The organism is Rickettsia honei RB (assembly GCF_000263055.1).
In the GTDB taxonomy this organism is placed as follows: Bacteria; Pseudomonadota; Alphaproteobacteria; order Rickettsiales; family Rickettsiaceae; genus Rickettsia; species Rickettsia rickettsii.
This window is the reverse complement of the sequence record NZ_AJTT01000004.1, coordinates 40,079-54,363: the sequence shown is the minus strand read 5'-3', so window position 1 is coordinate 54,363 and position 14,285 is coordinate 40,079. Positions and strand designations below refer to the sequence as shown.

The window sequence follows — 14,285 nt, the reverse complement described above, 5'->3', positions numbered from 1 at the left end:
TATGATTATTTTAGAAAAAGTTTGTAAGCGTTATGGCAAGAATTACGCAATTAAGAATATTGATTTAAGTTTTACTACTAAGGAAACTACTGTAATAATCGGTCCTTCGGGAAGCGGTAAAACTACTCTGCTTAGAATTTTAAATAATTTAGAAGAACCAAGTAGCGGTACTTTTTTGGTAGACGGGAAGAAGCTACTGCTTAAAGATAGAAGAAAGCTTCTTTTAAAAGTTGGTATGGTTTTTCAAAATTTTAATCTATTCCCGCATTTAACGGTAGGAGAAAACCTAATCTATACGCCGGTAAATGTTTTAAATTTGCCAAAAGAACAGGCAATTTCTATGGCAAAGGAATTGCTTGCAAAATTTAAGCTAACGCAAAAATTTGACTCATATCCGGCAAGCCTATCAGGAGGGCAAAAGCAACGCACCGCAATAGCAAGGGCTTTAATGATGAAGCCGAAAATTTTGTTATTTGACGAACCGACTTCGGCACTCGATCCTGAAAATATTAAAGATGTTATAGAGAATATAAATTTATTAAAAGATCAAATGAGCATGGTAGTGGTCACGCACCATTTGAAGTTTGCAAAATTAATAGCGGATCGTGTTATTTTTATGGATCAAGGACAGATTTTAGCAAATCAGCCTGCCGAGGATTTTTTTAATAAAACGGCATCGCATCGAGCTAGGTTGTTTTTAGAGAATATCGGTGATAGCCTATAATTAGTATTAATTATAGGTATCCTTAATGAACTTAAAAACTGGCTACGTCGTCTAAATAAGTTCGCAGGTAGCCACGTATTAAGGATACGCTCCGCTCCTAGTCTTGTAGACTCCTTGCTCTTTTCCAAGTTGATCTTCGTATAACTTTCTTCGTTTACTTGGAGTCAATAATGGAACATATTTATGCAAATCTAGCAGTTAGTATATCAGAATTTAAAAAAAGCCCTAGCCCTACTGCATTATTGGATAAGGCAAGTGGTGAGCCTGTTGCCTTATTAAATCATAATAAACCGACTGCTTATCTAATTCCAGCTGAATTATATGAGCAAATTATTGAAGCTTTAGATGATAAATATTTATTAGAGCTTGCTACTATTAGATTAAAAGATAACGAAAAGGCAATAGCGGTTAGTTAGTATATAATTTGTTTAGAAAGCTGGATTCCTGCTTTCGCAGGAATGACATAGAATCAATAAATAGTATCGTCATATGAATAAAAAGCTTATCCTATTTTTTAGTATAATGTTACTATTATCACATCGTACAGTTTTGGCATAGACATGAGTATAATGACCGCAAAAACTAAAAAGCTTGAATTACAAGGAGGAGTAATTGCAATTTTATACAAAGGTGAAGTTATTTATAAAACAACGTTTGGAAATCAGAAAGGTAATAGTGGAGTTATTTATGGATAAAACTTTATTTTCTTTAGCATCGGTTTTTAGTTTACTTGAAGAAGCTTTAAATTGTAAAAAATCAAGTTTAAATGCTGCTAGATAATGTGCGTACAACGCTTAAAACGCAAGATATACAAATATTACCGCTAGGGCCGAATGTACAACTTGCTTATCCGCATTCTAAAGCAATAATAGACGGACAGGAGGTAATAACATTGCTGCCGTTTCCGCCTTATTACCCAAAGACGGTACCTGCGTCGGTATTTTTGCATCGATAGATGGAATGATTGAAATATTCACACTTAGTTTTGGTTATAAACCGAATCTTATTGCTAAAAGTACTTTAGATCGTATGTGTAAAATAGTAAAATCAAAGATGTTTTTGGATTTAAATGGTAACCGATTTGGCCTATTGATCAAAAAAAATGATTGAGTCATATTATGCTCTTGGATAGCGTATTCTTAAAGTAAAAGGATGCTCAAATAAGGATTTAATTTACTTAGGCTATATAATTAACGGTATTAATTCTTTTATTGGCTTTATACCGTCAGAAGAACTTGGAATTATTATTCTAGTGAACCAAGAAGGTAGTTTTCCACTTAAAAATGGGCTGAGACTTTGGTTTGATTATATAGATTAAAATTTATATACTCAGATAGAACTTCGTATACCTATTCTTTATTTACTTGTAGTATATTATATGAATAAAAAACTCATAAAACTTATTTTTATCGTTTGTAGCACCGTAATTGTAACCGGTTTATTATACAAATATATCAATCAACATTATCCAAAATTTTTTAAAGCGCCACAAAATATAGGGAGTTTTTGTGCGTCATTATTAATATTATTTAGTATAATTTACAGTACTATTAGCCAAAATGAAATACGCAGATTTTGTTTGCAATTAGCAATGTGGGCAGTAATTTTCTTAGTTATAATAACCGGTTATGCTTTTAGGTTTGAGTTGAACTACGCTTATCATAGAGTAATGTCTGCTTTAATTCCATCATATAAATGGTCTACTGAAGTCGGAGAAATTATTATAGCCCGTAGCAGAGACGGGCATTTTTATATCAATGCTTTTGTAAATAACGTTAAAATAAAATTTATGGTAGATACAGGGGCAAGTGATATAGCTTTAACTAAAGAAGATGCTCAAAAATTAGGCTTTGACTTAACTAAATTAAAATATACTAGAACTTATCTAACAGCTAACGGCGAAAATAAAGCCGCCCCTATAACCTTAAATAGTGTAGTAATCGGTACGGAATTTAAGAACATCAAAGGACATGTAGGTCTTGGTGACCTTGATATTTCGCTTCTTGGTATGTCGCTACTTGAGCGTTTCAAAGGTTTCAGGATTGATAAGGATTTATTGATCTTGAATTATTAAACTTCTTGCATAACTTGCTTCTAAAGGCAATTTGTACGTCGATCCTAATCCCTAATCTTCACGTATGTCTATATATGCTGCAGCGGCAAGTGCTTCCGTGTATCCTTTAAATTCCTCTCTATAAACTGCTTTGGAAAGATGTCTATTTTTTACAAATTTCCTTTTTATTAAGAAATAGTTAAATTATTAATTATTTCCTGACCTTTATATCAAAAAGTGCTAACATGCCTTTTTAAATAAAAGGGGTTTTGTGTATAAATCTAAATATGACGAAATCAATTTGTTTAATGCTATTTACAATGAAGACATTAAGAAGATCAAAGAACTTGTCAATAATAAGATTATAATATTGATGTTGTTAAACTTTATCTACAAGATGCTTGTAATTTGAAAAATTTTTTAGAAACCGGTAAAAAAGAGCTAACAGAAGAGCAAAAATTAGATAAACTAAATGATATGATTATCCCTTCTCTTAAGGATAAAATAGGGATAAAATGCTATTGAAATATAAAGAAATATATAATGATGACAACAATGAAGAATATCAAATATTAAAAGAGAAACTTAAAGTTTTGCCTGAGATAGTGCAAACAGAGCTTAACGAGATGTTGGGGATAATACATCTTATTGTGATGATATTTTGTGAATAAATATGGATACCAAATCGTCATGAGCTTAAGCGACTAAAGACGTTGTTGCGTGGAGCAGTTTTTCCGTCATTGCGAGGAAAATTACGAAGTAATTTGACGAAGCAATCTTGGGAAGAATTCCTGAGATTGCCACGCTCACTAACGTTCGCGTGCAATGACGACTTGTATCCACTCAACACGATCTTTGCAAGAATGACATAAGAGCCGTATTAAAACGGCATTTTAAAGCCTGGTGGTAATCTCATACCGTTTAAAGCTCCTGATAAAGAATTTTGAGAATCTTCATCACATTTTTGTTGAGCATCATTAAAGGCAACTTTAATTAAATCCTCAAGCATTTCTTTTTCTTCTGCTTTTAATAAAGATTCATCAATTGAAATCTTTTCAACTTCGCCTTTACCGGTTGCAATAACCTCAACAAGTCCGCCACCGGCTTTACCGGTATATCTTGCATTTGCCATTTGCTCTTGAGCTTCTTGCATTTTCTTTTGCATTGATTGGGCTTGCTTTAAAAACTGATTAAAATTTACCATAATTCTATCCTATATATTTTTAGCTTTTAAGTAAAATATCCGAAATTGTTATATTTGGGAAATGTTTTTTAATTAAACCAAAATCGTTACTTGCTTCAATCTTACCAATTAACTGATTCTTTAAGGTTTGCTTGTTCTGCTCTTTTATTATTACTATCTCAAACTTTTCATTAGTAAAAGCAGCTAACAAATCGTCTATTTGTCTTTTTATTTTGCTTGTAACTTCAAGACTTACGAACTCTAATCTATTATTACTGAGATTTTTAAGTTCCGTATGATTGAGCAGGAAATAATATATATCTATCTCATTATTTTTATATAAATATTCAAGAAAATCTACAATTTCAAATTTTTTTTTATTTCCGGATTAATTGATTGATTTAATTTTTGATTATTACCATCAAAATCTGTAAGCAAGGGTAGCGACGTCGAATATATAGATTTTATAACTAACATTTCCGTTTCTGTTAGTTGGTTATAGGAAATTTTTATTTCCCCTACTCCCTTATTATATATTTGCCATAAGATTGATAAGTGCGGCAAGCTGGTTTTATCTAATATGTTTTTAGTTCTATCATTAAATGATTCATATATAGGCAAACTATAATTAGGTAACATTTTTACTTTATTAAGATAAGCAATAAAATCTGATGCCGATTCTATAAAAATCTCAAGATTAACCGAAGAACCGTAAAGTTTATTTATTAAATTTATAGCTTTTTCCGTCTCTCTGTGGATAATACATTCGACAAATTCTATTATAACCGAACTATCGACAAGCCCAAGCATTTGATTAATTACTTGAGGACTAATTATATTGTCAGATTTCACCGACATACTAGCTGCTTGATCTAAAATAGAGACTGCATCACGTGCCGACCCTTCCGATTTGTAAGCTATAATTCTTAGTGCTTCTATATCGGTTTTTAAATTTTCTTGCTTAGTTATATATTCAAGTAGCTTAAAAATCTCTTCAAAACTCAACCGCCTTAAATCATAACGTTGACATCTTGAGATAATAGTTGCAGGTATCTTTTGTACTTCTGTTGTTGCAAAGATAAATATTATATGAGGTGGTGGTTCTTCCAGTGTCTTAAGAAGTGCATTAAATGCCCCTTTAGAGAGCATATGCACCTCATCAATAATGAAGATTTTATGCTTACCTTGTAGGGGCTTATACTCGGCGGATTCTATAATTCTACGTATGTCATCTACGCTAGTTTTACTTGCCGCATCAATTTCGATTATATCAGGGTGATTATGATTATTAAAGCTGATGCAATTCGTACATTCCTCGCATGTTTTAATAGTCGTATTTTCGGTAATTAAAGCAGAACAGTTGACGGCTTTAGCAATAATTCGGGCGGAAGTAGTTTTACCGACTCCTCTAATACCTGTTAAAAGATAGCCTCCGGCGAGCCTATCGTTTAAAATAGTATAGCTTAAAACTTTGACTAATACCTCTTGCCCCTGAAGCTCGGCAAAGTTACTAGGACGATATTTCCTTGCAAAAGGAATATATTGATTTGATGAATTTATATCTAGCACGATAGTTATAAGACTTTATAAAAAATTTATTTGTATATGTTTTACTGAGAATTCCTGCTTTCGCGGGAATGACATAAAACGAGCCGCCTTGCTGTAGAAATGACATCAAAATTAGAATAATGCTAGTAATGACCCATCGAATCCCACTCTGGCTGCTTCCTTTCAGACCTGACCGACTAAACAGGTACAATGCCCACTACTAGCATAATTAACATAACCTGTTTATTTTCAAGAAACAATATATTTTTTTTCTATTTCCGATTTTGTTAATCTTTTAGGAGGACCGAATATTTCAGGGTTTTTTATTTTAAACAAATCATCGGAAAATTTTTGTACTTTAGCTATTTTATCAAAAGTAATAGTGACTATATTATTATCTTCAAATATTTTTAATGCTTCAATTTGTTGAGTAGCTTTATTAAAAGTAATTTCACTACGTTTTTCCGTTAGAGTATGATAGATAGTAATTTTAGAAATATTTCTTGCGTTAATTACCGCTTCAAAAACAAAATCCTTGTCAAAATGCTCATTATCTTCTAATAAAAAATTAAATGTATTTTCGCTTCTATTAATACGGCTTACTTGCTCCATATCATAATCATACATCGATACGAAATTTTTAGTACCTATTATAACTAAAGGGAAAGGAGGATAATAATTACATCTAAAATTATAAGGTTTATGGATCAGTAATTTTCCTTTAACTATTTTACCGTACGAATCTTCTTGAGTAAAATCTATCGCAACCGATTTTATCTTACGTAGATAAGTTTTTAGCTCCGAAATAGCTGTTTTATCATCTGTCCCAGATGCTAAGCTTGAATTCACAAAAAGATAAATAATGATTAGAAAAAATATTTTTTTCATTTTCGTTGTTTTATATTTTAAATTATGTTTAAAATACCTTATGTATTCAGTTAATGCAAAATATAATTAGTATTTATGTAGTATTTATGAAAATCGTTGCTTTAAAAGAAAAAGCCAAGCATGAAACACGAGCCGTAATAACTCCTGAAGTAGCAGGATTGCTAGTCAAAAAAGGCTATACGGTTATGGTAGAAAAAGATATAGGGCTTCATGCCGGTTTTCTTGATGAAGAATATGTTGCTCTAGGTGCTAAAATATCTTCGGTACCACTCGAAATTATTTCTGATGCTGATATTATATTAAAGGTGCAACCTTCATCCGTTACGGATAAATATAGTGAGCTTGAATTTGCAAAAAAAGGAGCAATTATTGTAGGATTATTATCGCCTTATTTAAATCATGAATATATAAAAGCGGCAGCTAAAAAAAACCTTACGACTTTTGCTATGGAGTTTGTGCCGAGAATTACTAAAGCTCAAAATATGGACGCTTTATCTTCTCAAAATAACTTAGTAGGCTATAGAGCGGTAATTGAAGCAAGTTATCATTATACAAGGGCTTTTCCTATGATGATGACGGCAGCAGGGACGATTTCACCGTGTAAAACTTTAGTGCTTGGTATCGGTGTTGCCGGTCTTCAAGCTATTGCAACGGCAAAAAGGCTTGGTAGCATTGTTGCAGGATATGACGTAAGAGCTGCTACCAAAGAGCAGGTAGAAAGCTTAGGAGCTAAGTTTGTTTCACCGGAATTACAGGAGGATTTACAAGATAAATCAGGCTATGCTCACGAGAGTTCGGAAGATTATAAAGCTAAACAAGAAGAGTTTTTAGCAAAAATTATTAAAGGATATGATATAGTGATTACTACTGCACAAATTCCGGGAAAAAAAGCACCTCTGCTTGTTACGGAAAAAATGCTAGAATCTATGAAGCGCGGCTCAGTGATTGTTGATATAGCGACTAGTACAGGCGGGAACGTGGAAGATTCAGAACCGGATAAGATCGTTACTAAGCACGGAGTTACCATAATAGGTTTATCAAACCTTGCTACTAAAATTGCTACCGACAGCTCAAAATTATATGCTAAGAATTTGTATAATTTTCTAACCTATGCATTGCAAGACGGTAAGTTTAATATGGATGATGCGTTAGTACGTGAGATGTTGATTACTAAAGACGGAAAAATTGTGAGTGAGAAATTAAATATATGAATCAATTACCAACGATGGCTAAACAGGCTGCTGAAATTGCCCATAATACCCAAGAATTATCAGATAAATTAAAAGATTTGGTAATAGATACTAGTTGGCAAACAAACACAAGTACTATAGATCCGCTAGTATTTGCTATAACTATTTTTGTATTAGCTTCTTTTGTGGGCTATTATGTTGTGTGGAAAGTAACGTCTGCACTCCATACTCCGCTTATGTCTATTACTAACGCTATTTCAGGTATTATAGTTCTTAGTTCTATGATTGCTGCAAGTAGCTCTGCTTTTGGGTTTCCCGGTCTACTAGGGTATTTTGCAACGCTGCTTGCTTCTATAAATATCTTCGGCGGATTTATAGTAACAAAAAGAATGCTCGAGATGTTTAAGAAGAAGTAATTAATAACGTCATACCTGCGTTGTTGATACCCAAATCGTCATTGCAAGGAGCAGGGGGTTGTTGGTATGGATCGAAAAACCTACTCGATGTCGTTCCTGCGTAGGCGGGAATGACATAACAAGCCATACGGTTAACATTTATAGTGACAAAAAAATCAAATTAAAGTTCTAGTTCTTTATATTCAACGGTAACTACTTCGTATGATTTAGATCCTTTCGGTGTTGTAACTTCTACAAAATCACCTACCGATTTTCCAATCAAAGCTTTTGCTATAGGAGAAGCGATTGAAACTCTTTTTCTAGTTATATCGGCTTCATATTCTCCTACAATAATATATGTTACTTCTTCTTCAGTATCGTCGTCGATCAAAGTAACCGTAGCCCCGAATTTTATGTTATCTCCCGATAATTTACCAATATCAATAATTTCCGCTCTTGCCGTCATATCTTCAAGCTCTTTAATACGCCCTTCTATAAATGCTTGTTTCTCACGTGCCGCTTCATATTCCGCATTCTCGGATAAATCGCCGTGTTCTCGTGCTTCGGCTATATCTGCACTAATTTTTTTACGTTCTACATGTTTTAAATGTTTAAGCTCATGTTCTAATTTTTCAAAACCTTTAGCGGTGATAGGAAATTTTGTATTCATAATTATATTGTATAGATTTAGTAATTTTAGTATACTATTTTCAATAATATAGATTTCAGCAAGTATATTTGTAATAGTGAAATTTGTCAAATAAGCCTTTTTAATTATTTGGCATTGCCTAAATATCGTCATTGCAAGTGGTCTTTGTCTAAGCGGATTCTGTTATGTCATTCCTGCTTTCGCAGGCATGACATTGAATACTGCTCGCAATGATGTTGGCATTATTTCTCATATAACAATAGCAACAAATTAGTAATCTTATGGAAATTAAAGATTTTGACTTTGAGAAAAAGCGTAAAATTTTCCACCTATCGGCTATAATATTTCCGCTGCTTTATTTATTTATTCCAAGAACCGCTATTACGTTATTATTATTTATAATAACGGCTATTACATTATATTTAGATGTATCACGTCATAATAATGCAAAAATTAGCGAATTTGTAACTAGATTTTTTTCAAAAGTTATAAGGCTTGAAGAAAATAACGGTTCTTTTGCTTTAAGCGGCGTTAGCTTTATGATGCTCGGTTTTTTCTTAACTGCTCTTCTTTTCCCTAAAAATTTAGTGATTTGTTCGTGGTTGATTTTAATTATTTCAGATTGTTTAGCGGCTCTTGTCGGCGTTAAAATAGGAAATAGCTTAGGTAACGGTAAATCTATAGCCGGTTCTATTACCTTTTTAGCTTCTGCAATTTTTATAAGTATATTAGTGTATTTCTATTTAGGATATAATACAAGTTTTATTATTATTATTATAAGTTGCATAGGGGCTACAGTAGCTGAATTTTATTCAAAAGATTTAAGAATTAACGATAATTTGTCTATACCGCTTTCTTATTGTCTTTCTACAGCTATTCTTTCCTACATATTATAATATAATGAGAGTTGCACCGGAATTTTATGAGTTCTTAAGAAACCGTATTAACATATCGGATGTAGTGCGGCAAAAAGTAGCTTTAACTAGAAAATCCGGTAACTATGTAGGTTTATGTCCCTTCCATCAAGAAAAGACCCCATCTTTTACGGTTAGTAATAGTAAGAGATTTTTCTATTGTTTTGGTTGTAAAGCAGCCGGTGACGTTATAAAATTTACTTCTAATATTAGCGGTTTATCTTATAATGAGTCTGCTATAAAGCTTGCGATCGATTACGGTATAGAGATACCGAAATTAACTGCAAAACAGAAAGAATTTTATGAAGAATCCGATGAAATTCTAAATATTTTAGAACTCGCCAATAAGTTTTTCAGGACACAATTAACACCTGAAATATTACATTATCTACACGAAAGGGGTATTACCGAAGAAACAGTAAAAGAGTTTTCAATAGGCTTTGCCCCGAAGAATAATAAATTTGAAAAATTTTTTCACGATAAAAATATAGATATTATAAAGCTTGGTAAAGCAGGGCTAATCGGTAAGCGAGAAAACGGTGAAATATATAATTTATTTTCTAACCGTATTACTATTCCAATTAGAAATATTTACAATAAAATTGTAGGCTTTGGCGGTAGAGTACTAGGGGAGGGGCTGCCTAAATACTTAAATTCACCTGAAACTACAGTATTTCAAAAAAGTGAAACTCTATACGGTGAGCATAAAGCGATAAGCAGTAGCTATAAAAAAAATCATTCGATTTTAGTAGAAGGTTATTTTGATGTTATAGCACTACATCAAGCAGGTTTTAGTGAAACTGTTGCGAGTCTCGGTACTAGCGTTACCGAGAATCACTTACATAAATTATGGCGTGCTGGCGATGAAATTATATTATGTCTTGACGGAGATAATGCAGGCATAAAAGCTAGCATAAGAACTATTAACTTAGCGTTACCGCTTATTAATAGTGAAAAGAAAATTTCTTTTATTAGATTACCAAACGGACTTGATCCCGACGATGCAGTAAATAAAAACGGTGCTGATTTTTTTGCAAAGCTTATAGATAAAAGAATAAGCTTATCAGAAATGATTTGGCATATTGAGTATAGCGGCAAGAGTTTTAAAACTGCGGAAGAAAAAGCTAATTTAGAAAAAATTTTAAAAAATTATTGCAGCAAAATATCGGATAGTGATTTAAAAGCAAGTTATTACAGGTTTTTTAAAGATCAAATATGGCAAAATTTAGTTACAACGCAGAAGAAAGCTACAACTAAAAACTCAAATTTGGCTCCTATAATTTCAAGTCACGGCTATTCGGAGCTTGAAATACTAGAATACGCTTTTTGTGCTTTGTTGGTTAAATTTCCTATAATACTTGAAGAAAAAGATATTAGAGATTTCATCTTAAATTTAAATTTTAATAATAAATCGCTTGAAGAATTCCGTAATTGGTATTTAAACGAGATTATAGATAATAACGTAGAAGCAAGTGAAATTACTGCAATTGTGGAAAAAACTAGCTTTTTTGATATTTTTTTATTATTATCAAAAACGGATAATTTGTTTTTAGATATCTCATTTAATAAAAATAATATCAGACTGGATTTATTATGGCAGTGGCTACATAAGAAATATTATCTAATAAATTTACAACAAGAATACGCTATTACCATAAACAGTATTGACAATCACGACTTTGAAAAAGTTTTACTATATAAAAAAGAAATTCTGAAGATTGCAAATGAACTGCAAGTTTTAAACGAATCTTTTATTAATCACACGATAACTTAATTATTTCAAACTTCTTTTAAAAGAAAAAAGCATATAGGTATTTAATGAGCAATAGCAATATAGACAATGATCTAGATAAAATAGATAGTTTACTTAAAAAAGCTAAATCTAAAAAGATACCGGTCACTTATGATGATATAAACAACGCTCTTCCTCTTAATAAAAATCCTTCAATAAGACAATTAGAGGAAGCTATATTAAAATTTTCCGATGCAGGAGTAGATATTTTAGAATCTAATGAAGATGATGAAATTAAGCTTGATATCGGAATGGATGAAGAATTTAAGCTATCTACCAATGTTGATAATGAACCTGAGGATGAGGTAGAAGAAGAAAATATAGGTACTACCGATGATCCTGTAAGATTATATCTTAAGGATATGGGGGGAGTCGATCTTTTAACTCGTGAACATGAAGTAGAAATAGCAAAAAGGATTGAGGAAGGACATAAAACAATGACTGCTTCCTTATGTAGAAGTCCTATTGCTATGCGTTGTTTTATAGTATGGTATGAAGATTTAGTTAATGAAAAAATGTTACTACGTGATCTGATAGATTTAGAAGCTAACATGTTACATGACGAAACACCCGAAAATGATGAAGAACATAGTAGTGAGACCGAAGGAGAAGAGCATGAGGATAATCACTTATCTATGTCTAGAGTAGAAACGCAGATATTACCTAATATTATAGAGCGTATGAAAAAGATTGCTTTTATCTGCGAAGAGCTACTCATTGAAGCTAAAAAATGTTATGAGAAATCTTTTGAGCCGAAGGTTTTACAAAATAGCAAAAAATATAATAATTTGGAATTATTAATAAATGAAGTTTCGGAAATACATTTTAATTCTAAAAGAACGGAAGAAATTTTAGGTAAGATGTATGGAATAAATCGTGATTTAATTAATAAAGAAACAGCTTTTTTAAAACTTGCTGAAAAATATGGAGTAACTCGCCAAAATTTCCTTGATGAATATATAGGATCGGTTATCAATGCAGCATGGAAAGAAAAAATGCTGAAAAATAAAAAAGTTGCTTGGAAAGAGTTAATGACTAAAGAATCGGATTATATAGATCAAATGATTGCTGAATTATCGGTTATAGAATCTAAAACCGGTCTTTTAGTTAATGATTTTAAAAAACTAGTGAATACTATACAAAAAAGCGAGAGACAAACGCTACAAGCAAAAAAAGATATGATAGAAGCGAATTTACGTTTAGTTATATCTATCGCTAAAAAATACGCTAATAGAGGATTGCAGTTTTTAGATTTAATTCAAGAAGGTAATATAGGACTTATGAAAGCGGTGGATAAATTTGAATATCGCCGTGGTTATAAATTCTCTACCTATGCTACGTGGTGGATTAGACAAGCTATAACAAGAGCTATTGCCGATCAAGCAAGGACTATACGTATTCCTGTGCATATGATTGAAACAATTAATAAGATACTACGTACTTCAAGACAAATGCTTAATGAACTCGGATACGAACCAACAGCAACGGAAATCGCTAACCGTCTTTCAATGCCGCTTGATAAAGTGCGTAAAGTCATGAAAATAGCTAAAGAACCTATAAGTCTTGAGAATCCCGTAGGTGATGATAGTGACGGCGGTCAATTAGGCGATTTTATCGAAGATAAGAATGCAGTAGCACCGATTGATGCGGCAATTCAGTCAAATTTACGAGAAGTTACCACTAGAGTACTTGCAACCCTTACGCCTCGTGAAGAAAGAGTGCTTAGAATGCGTTTCGGTATAGGTATGAATACTGACCATACATTAGAAGAAGTAGGGCAGCAATTTAAAGTAACTAGAGAACGTATAAGACAAATCGAGTCAAAAGCTTTAAGAAAGTTACAACATCCTATTAGATCCAAAAAACTTAATAGCTTTAGAAGCGGAGGAAAGCGTGGTGACGGTAATCCATCGGATTTACTAGAAGCATGATAATACTTATACTGTCATCCCGTGATTTGGGATCTCAGGATACGGGCTGTGATACAAGATCCCGTGGTCAAGCCACGGGATGACAGTGGGCTATTATGTATCGATATAAAATTACCATTGAATATTTAGGCACGGATCTTGCAGGTTGGCAAAGACAAGCAGGAGTAATGTCGGTACAGCAGATATTAGAAGAAGCGATTTATAAATTTTCCGGTGAACAGGTGATATTGTTTGGGTCAGGAAGGACAGATTCCGGTGTTCATGCTATAGGTCAAGTAGCACATTTTGATCTTTCAAAATATTTAGAACCTCACAAAATTATTACAGCTATCAACTATTTTGCAAGACCGTATGCCGTAGGAGTATGGAATTGTGAATTAGCCCCCAATAATTTTCATGCTAGGTTTTCGGCTACCTCTCGTTATTATATATATAGAATTATTAATAGACCTTATCCATCGGTAATTGATTTAAATAGAGCATGGTGGATTAGTTCACCTTTAGATGTTCCGGCTATGCAACAAGCTGCCGCCTATCTATTAGGCAAACATGATTTTACTTCATTTAGGGCTAGCTCATGTCAATCAAAATCAGCGATTAAAACTTTAACTGAACTTAATATTATTAAAGAAGACGAAGAAATAAAATTATATCTTTCAGCCCCGTCATTTTTGCATCATATGGTACGTAATATTGTTGGCAGTTTAGTACTTGTTGGTAAAAATATTTGGCAGGCAGAACAAATTAAAGATGTTTTAGAAGCCAAAGATAGAAAAGCCGCTGGTCCTACTGCTCCCGCCTCCGGTCTTTATTTTGTGAAAGCAGCGTATTAACAACCATAAATTTTGTCATTACAATGTCTCCCTGTATAGGCATTATTATGTGGATACCACCTTGTCATTACGAGGAAATTACGAAGTAATTGACGAAGCAATCTCAGGATATTTGACGAGATTGCCACGCAAGTACTACGGTTGCTCACAATGACAACTGGGTATCCATCTACAAAGCACACTCG

Annotated in this window: 15 protein-coding genes, 1 other RNA gene and 2 pseudogenes; 12 read left to right on the top strand and 6 right to left on the bottom strand. The window is 32.7% G+C overall.

Translation table 11 applies throughout. From position 1 onward, the window contains the following. The first annotated feature begins 1 nt into the window (after position 1). The 5 genes from WSW_RS0104710 (at position 2) to WSW_RS0104685 (ending at position 2,798) form a co-directional block, all read left to right on the top strand. Positions 2 to 724, top strand: coding sequence for an amino acid ABC transporter ATP-binding protein (locus WSW_RS0104710; protein ID WP_016917269.1), 723 nt, complete (start codon positions 2 to 4; stop codon positions 722 to 724). Positions 725 to 894: 170 nt separating this feature from the next. Further along, on the top strand, positions 895 to 1,140 hold the full coding sequence (locus WSW_RS0104705) for a type II toxin-antitoxin system Phd/YefM family antitoxin (RefSeq protein ID WP_016917268.1): 246 nt from the start codon (positions 895 to 897) through the stop codon (positions 1,138 to 1,140). Positions 1,141 to 1,336: 196 nt separating this feature from the next. Next, entirely contained in the window at positions 1,337 to 1,504 is a 168-nt protein-coding gene (locus tag WSW_RS1000000112045) for a hypothetical protein (RefSeq protein ID WP_167316249.1), read from the top strand. Further along, complete coding sequence (locus WSW_RS1000000113085) at positions 1,491 to 1,679, top strand: hypothetical protein (protein ID WP_016917265.1); 189 nt, start codon at positions 1,491 to 1,493, stop codon at positions 1,677 to 1,679. The genes WSW_RS1000000112045 and WSW_RS1000000113085 overlap by 14 nt, the downstream gene beginning before the upstream one ends. A gap of 423 nt (positions 1,680 to 2,102) precedes the next feature. Beyond that, positions 2,103 to 2,798: a TIGR02281 family clan AA aspartic protease gene (locus WSW_RS0104685; protein WP_016917263.1), complete on the top strand. Its 696-nt coding sequence runs from the start codon at positions 2,103 to 2,105 to the stop codon at positions 2,796 to 2,798. Between the two features lie 54 nt (positions 2,799 to 2,852). On the opposite strand, the pseudogene WSW_RS1000000110775 reads toward WSW_RS0104685, so the two are convergent. Further along, a pseudogene (locus WSW_RS1000000110775) lies at positions 2,853 to 2,966 on the bottom strand (palindromic element RPE1 domain-containing protein); the annotation flags it as partial. A gap of 326 nt (positions 2,967 to 3,292) precedes the next feature. On the opposite strand from WSW_RS1000000110775, the gene WSW_RS1000000111680 reads away from it, so the two are divergent. Then, a complete protein-coding gene (locus tag WSW_RS1000000111680; RefSeq protein ID WP_016917261.1) occupies positions 3,293 to 3,448 on the top strand; it encodes a hypothetical protein in 156 nt (51 codons plus the stop codon). Positions 3,449 to 3,657: 209 nt separating this feature from the next. Here WSW_RS1000000111680 and WSW_RS0104670 read toward each other — a convergent pair whose 3' ends face one another. From WSW_RS0104670 to WSW_RS0104655, 4 genes and pseudogenes are all read right to left on the bottom strand, one after another. Beyond that, on the bottom strand, positions 3,658 to 3,981 hold the full coding sequence (locus WSW_RS0104670; protein ID WP_010977891.1) for a YbaB/EbfC family nucleoid-associated protein: 324 nt from the start codon (positions 3,979 to 3,981) through the stop codon (positions 3,658 to 3,660). A 19-nt stretch (positions 3,982 to 4,000) separates the two neighbouring features. Further along, positions 4,001 to 5,529, bottom strand: a pseudogene (gene dnaX / locus WSW_RS0104660) (DNA polymerase III subunit gamma/tau). 114 nt (positions 5,530 to 5,643) lie between these two features. Next, positions 5,644 to 5,737: signal recognition particle sRNA small type (ffs, locus tag WSW_RS1000000110770), an RNA gene on the bottom strand. Between the two features lie 20 nt (positions 5,738 to 5,757). Continuing rightward, the gene (locus WSW_RS0104655; RefSeq protein ID WP_016917260.1) at positions 5,758 to 6,396 is read right to left on the bottom strand and encodes an outer-membrane lipoprotein carrier protein LolA; all 639 of its coding nucleotides are present in this window, start codon (positions 6,394 to 6,396) and stop codon (positions 5,758 to 5,760) included. An 86-nt stretch (positions 6,397 to 6,482) separates the two neighbouring features. On the opposite strand from WSW_RS0104655, the gene WSW_RS0104650 reads away from it, so the two are divergent. Both WSW_RS0104650 and WSW_RS0104645 read left to right on the top strand, forming a co-directional pair. Beyond that, entirely contained in the window at positions 6,483 to 7,607 is a 1,125-nt protein-coding gene (locus WSW_RS0104650; RefSeq protein WP_016917259.1) for a Rossmann-fold NAD(P)-binding domain-containing protein, read from the top strand. Beyond that, positions 7,604 to 8,002 carry an NAD(P) transhydrogenase subunit alpha part 2 gene (locus WSW_RS0104645; RefSeq protein WP_016917258.1) on the top strand — a complete coding sequence of 133 codons (399 nt, stop codon included), beginning with the start codon at positions 7,604 to 7,606 and terminating at the stop codon, positions 8,000 to 8,002. Before WSW_RS0104650 ends, WSW_RS0104645 begins: the two co-directional genes overlap by 4 nt. 160 nt (positions 8,003 to 8,162) lie before the next feature. Here WSW_RS0104645 and greA read toward each other — a convergent pair whose 3' ends face one another. After that, entirely contained in the window at positions 8,163 to 8,651 is a 489-nt protein-coding gene (gene greA / locus WSW_RS0104640; RefSeq protein ID WP_004997127.1) for a transcription elongation factor GreA, read from the bottom strand. A 260-nt stretch (positions 8,652 to 8,911) separates the two neighbouring features. On the opposite strand from greA, the gene WSW_RS0104635 reads away from it, so the two are divergent. The 4 genes from WSW_RS0104635 (at position 8,912) to truA (ending at position 14,100) form a co-directional block, all read left to right on the top strand. Beyond that, positions 8,912 to 9,526: a diacylglycerol/polyprenol kinase family protein gene (locus WSW_RS0104635; RefSeq protein ID WP_016917257.1), complete on the top strand. Its 615-nt coding sequence runs from the start codon at positions 8,912 to 8,914 to the stop codon at positions 9,524 to 9,526. 4 nt (positions 9,527 to 9,530) lie between these two features. Next, a complete protein-coding gene (dnaG, locus tag WSW_RS0104630) occupies positions 9,531 to 11,318 on the top strand; it encodes a DNA primase (protein ID WP_016917256.1) in 1,788 nt (595 codons plus the stop codon). 44 nt (positions 11,319 to 11,362) lie between these two features. After that, entirely contained in the window at positions 11,363 to 13,267 is a 1,905-nt protein-coding gene (rpoD, locus tag WSW_RS0104625; RefSeq protein WP_012151432.1) for an RNA polymerase sigma factor RpoD, read from the top strand. A gap of 95 nt (positions 13,268 to 13,362) precedes the next feature. Beyond that, the gene (gene truA / locus WSW_RS0104620; RefSeq protein ID WP_016917255.1) at positions 13,363 to 14,100 is read left to right on the top strand and encodes a tRNA pseudouridine(38-40) synthase TruA; all 738 of its coding nucleotides are present in this window, start codon (positions 13,363 to 13,365) and stop codon (positions 14,098 to 14,100) included. Positions 14,101 to 14,285 lie beyond the last annotated feature (185 nt).

Bases quoted from the DNA above. Each gene is read 5' to 3' on its own strand.
- WSW_RS1000000113085 (WP_016917265.1), top strand. From the start codon at position 1,491: ATGCTGCTAGATAATGTGCGTACAACGCTTAAAACGCAAGATATACAA.
- WSW_RS1000000111680 (WP_016917261.1), top strand. From the start codon at position 3,293: ATGCTATTGAAATATAAAGAAATATATAATGATGACAACAATGAAGAA.
- dnaG (WP_016917256.1), top strand. From the start codon at position 9,531: ATGAGAGTTGCACCGGAATTTTATGAGTTCTTAAGAAACCGTATTAAC.
- truA (WP_016917255.1), top strand. From the start codon at position 13,363: ATGTATCGATATAAAATTACCATTGAATATTTAGGCACGGATCTTGCA.
- rpoD (WP_012151432.1), top strand. From the start codon at position 11,363: ATGAGCAATAGCAATATAGACAATGATCTAGATAAAATAGATAGTTTA.
- WSW_RS0104685 (WP_016917263.1), top strand. From the start codon at position 2,103: ATGAATAAAAAACTCATAAAACTTATTTTTATCGTTTGTAGCACCGTA.
- WSW_RS0104655 (WP_016917260.1), bottom strand. From the start codon at position 6,396: ATGAAAAAAATATTTTTTCTAATCATTATTTATCTTTTTGTGAATTCA.
- WSW_RS0104650 (WP_016917259.1), top strand. From the start codon at position 6,483: ATGAAAATCGTTGCTTTAAAAGAAAAAGCCAAGCATGAAACACGAGCC.
- WSW_RS0104670 (WP_010977891.1), bottom strand. From the start codon at position 3,981: ATGGTAAATTTTAATCAGTTTTTAAAGCAAGCCCAATCAATGCAAAAG.
- WSW_RS0104635 (WP_016917257.1), top strand. From the start codon at position 8,912: ATGGAAATTAAAGATTTTGACTTTGAGAAAAAGCGTAAAATTTTCCAC.
- WSW_RS0104705 (WP_016917268.1), top strand. From the start codon at position 895: ATGGAACATATTTATGCAAATCTAGCAGTTAGTATATCAGAATTTAAA.
- WSW_RS0104710 (WP_016917269.1), top strand. From the start codon at position 2: ATGATTATTTTAGAAAAAGTTTGTAAGCGTTATGGCAAGAATTACGCA.
- WSW_RS0104645 (WP_016917258.1), top strand. From the start codon at position 7,604: ATGAATCAATTACCAACGATGGCTAAACAGGCTGCTGAAATTGCCCAT.
- greA (WP_004997127.1), bottom strand. From the start codon at position 8,651: ATGAATACAAAATTTCCTATCACCGCTAAAGGTTTTGAAAAATTAGAA.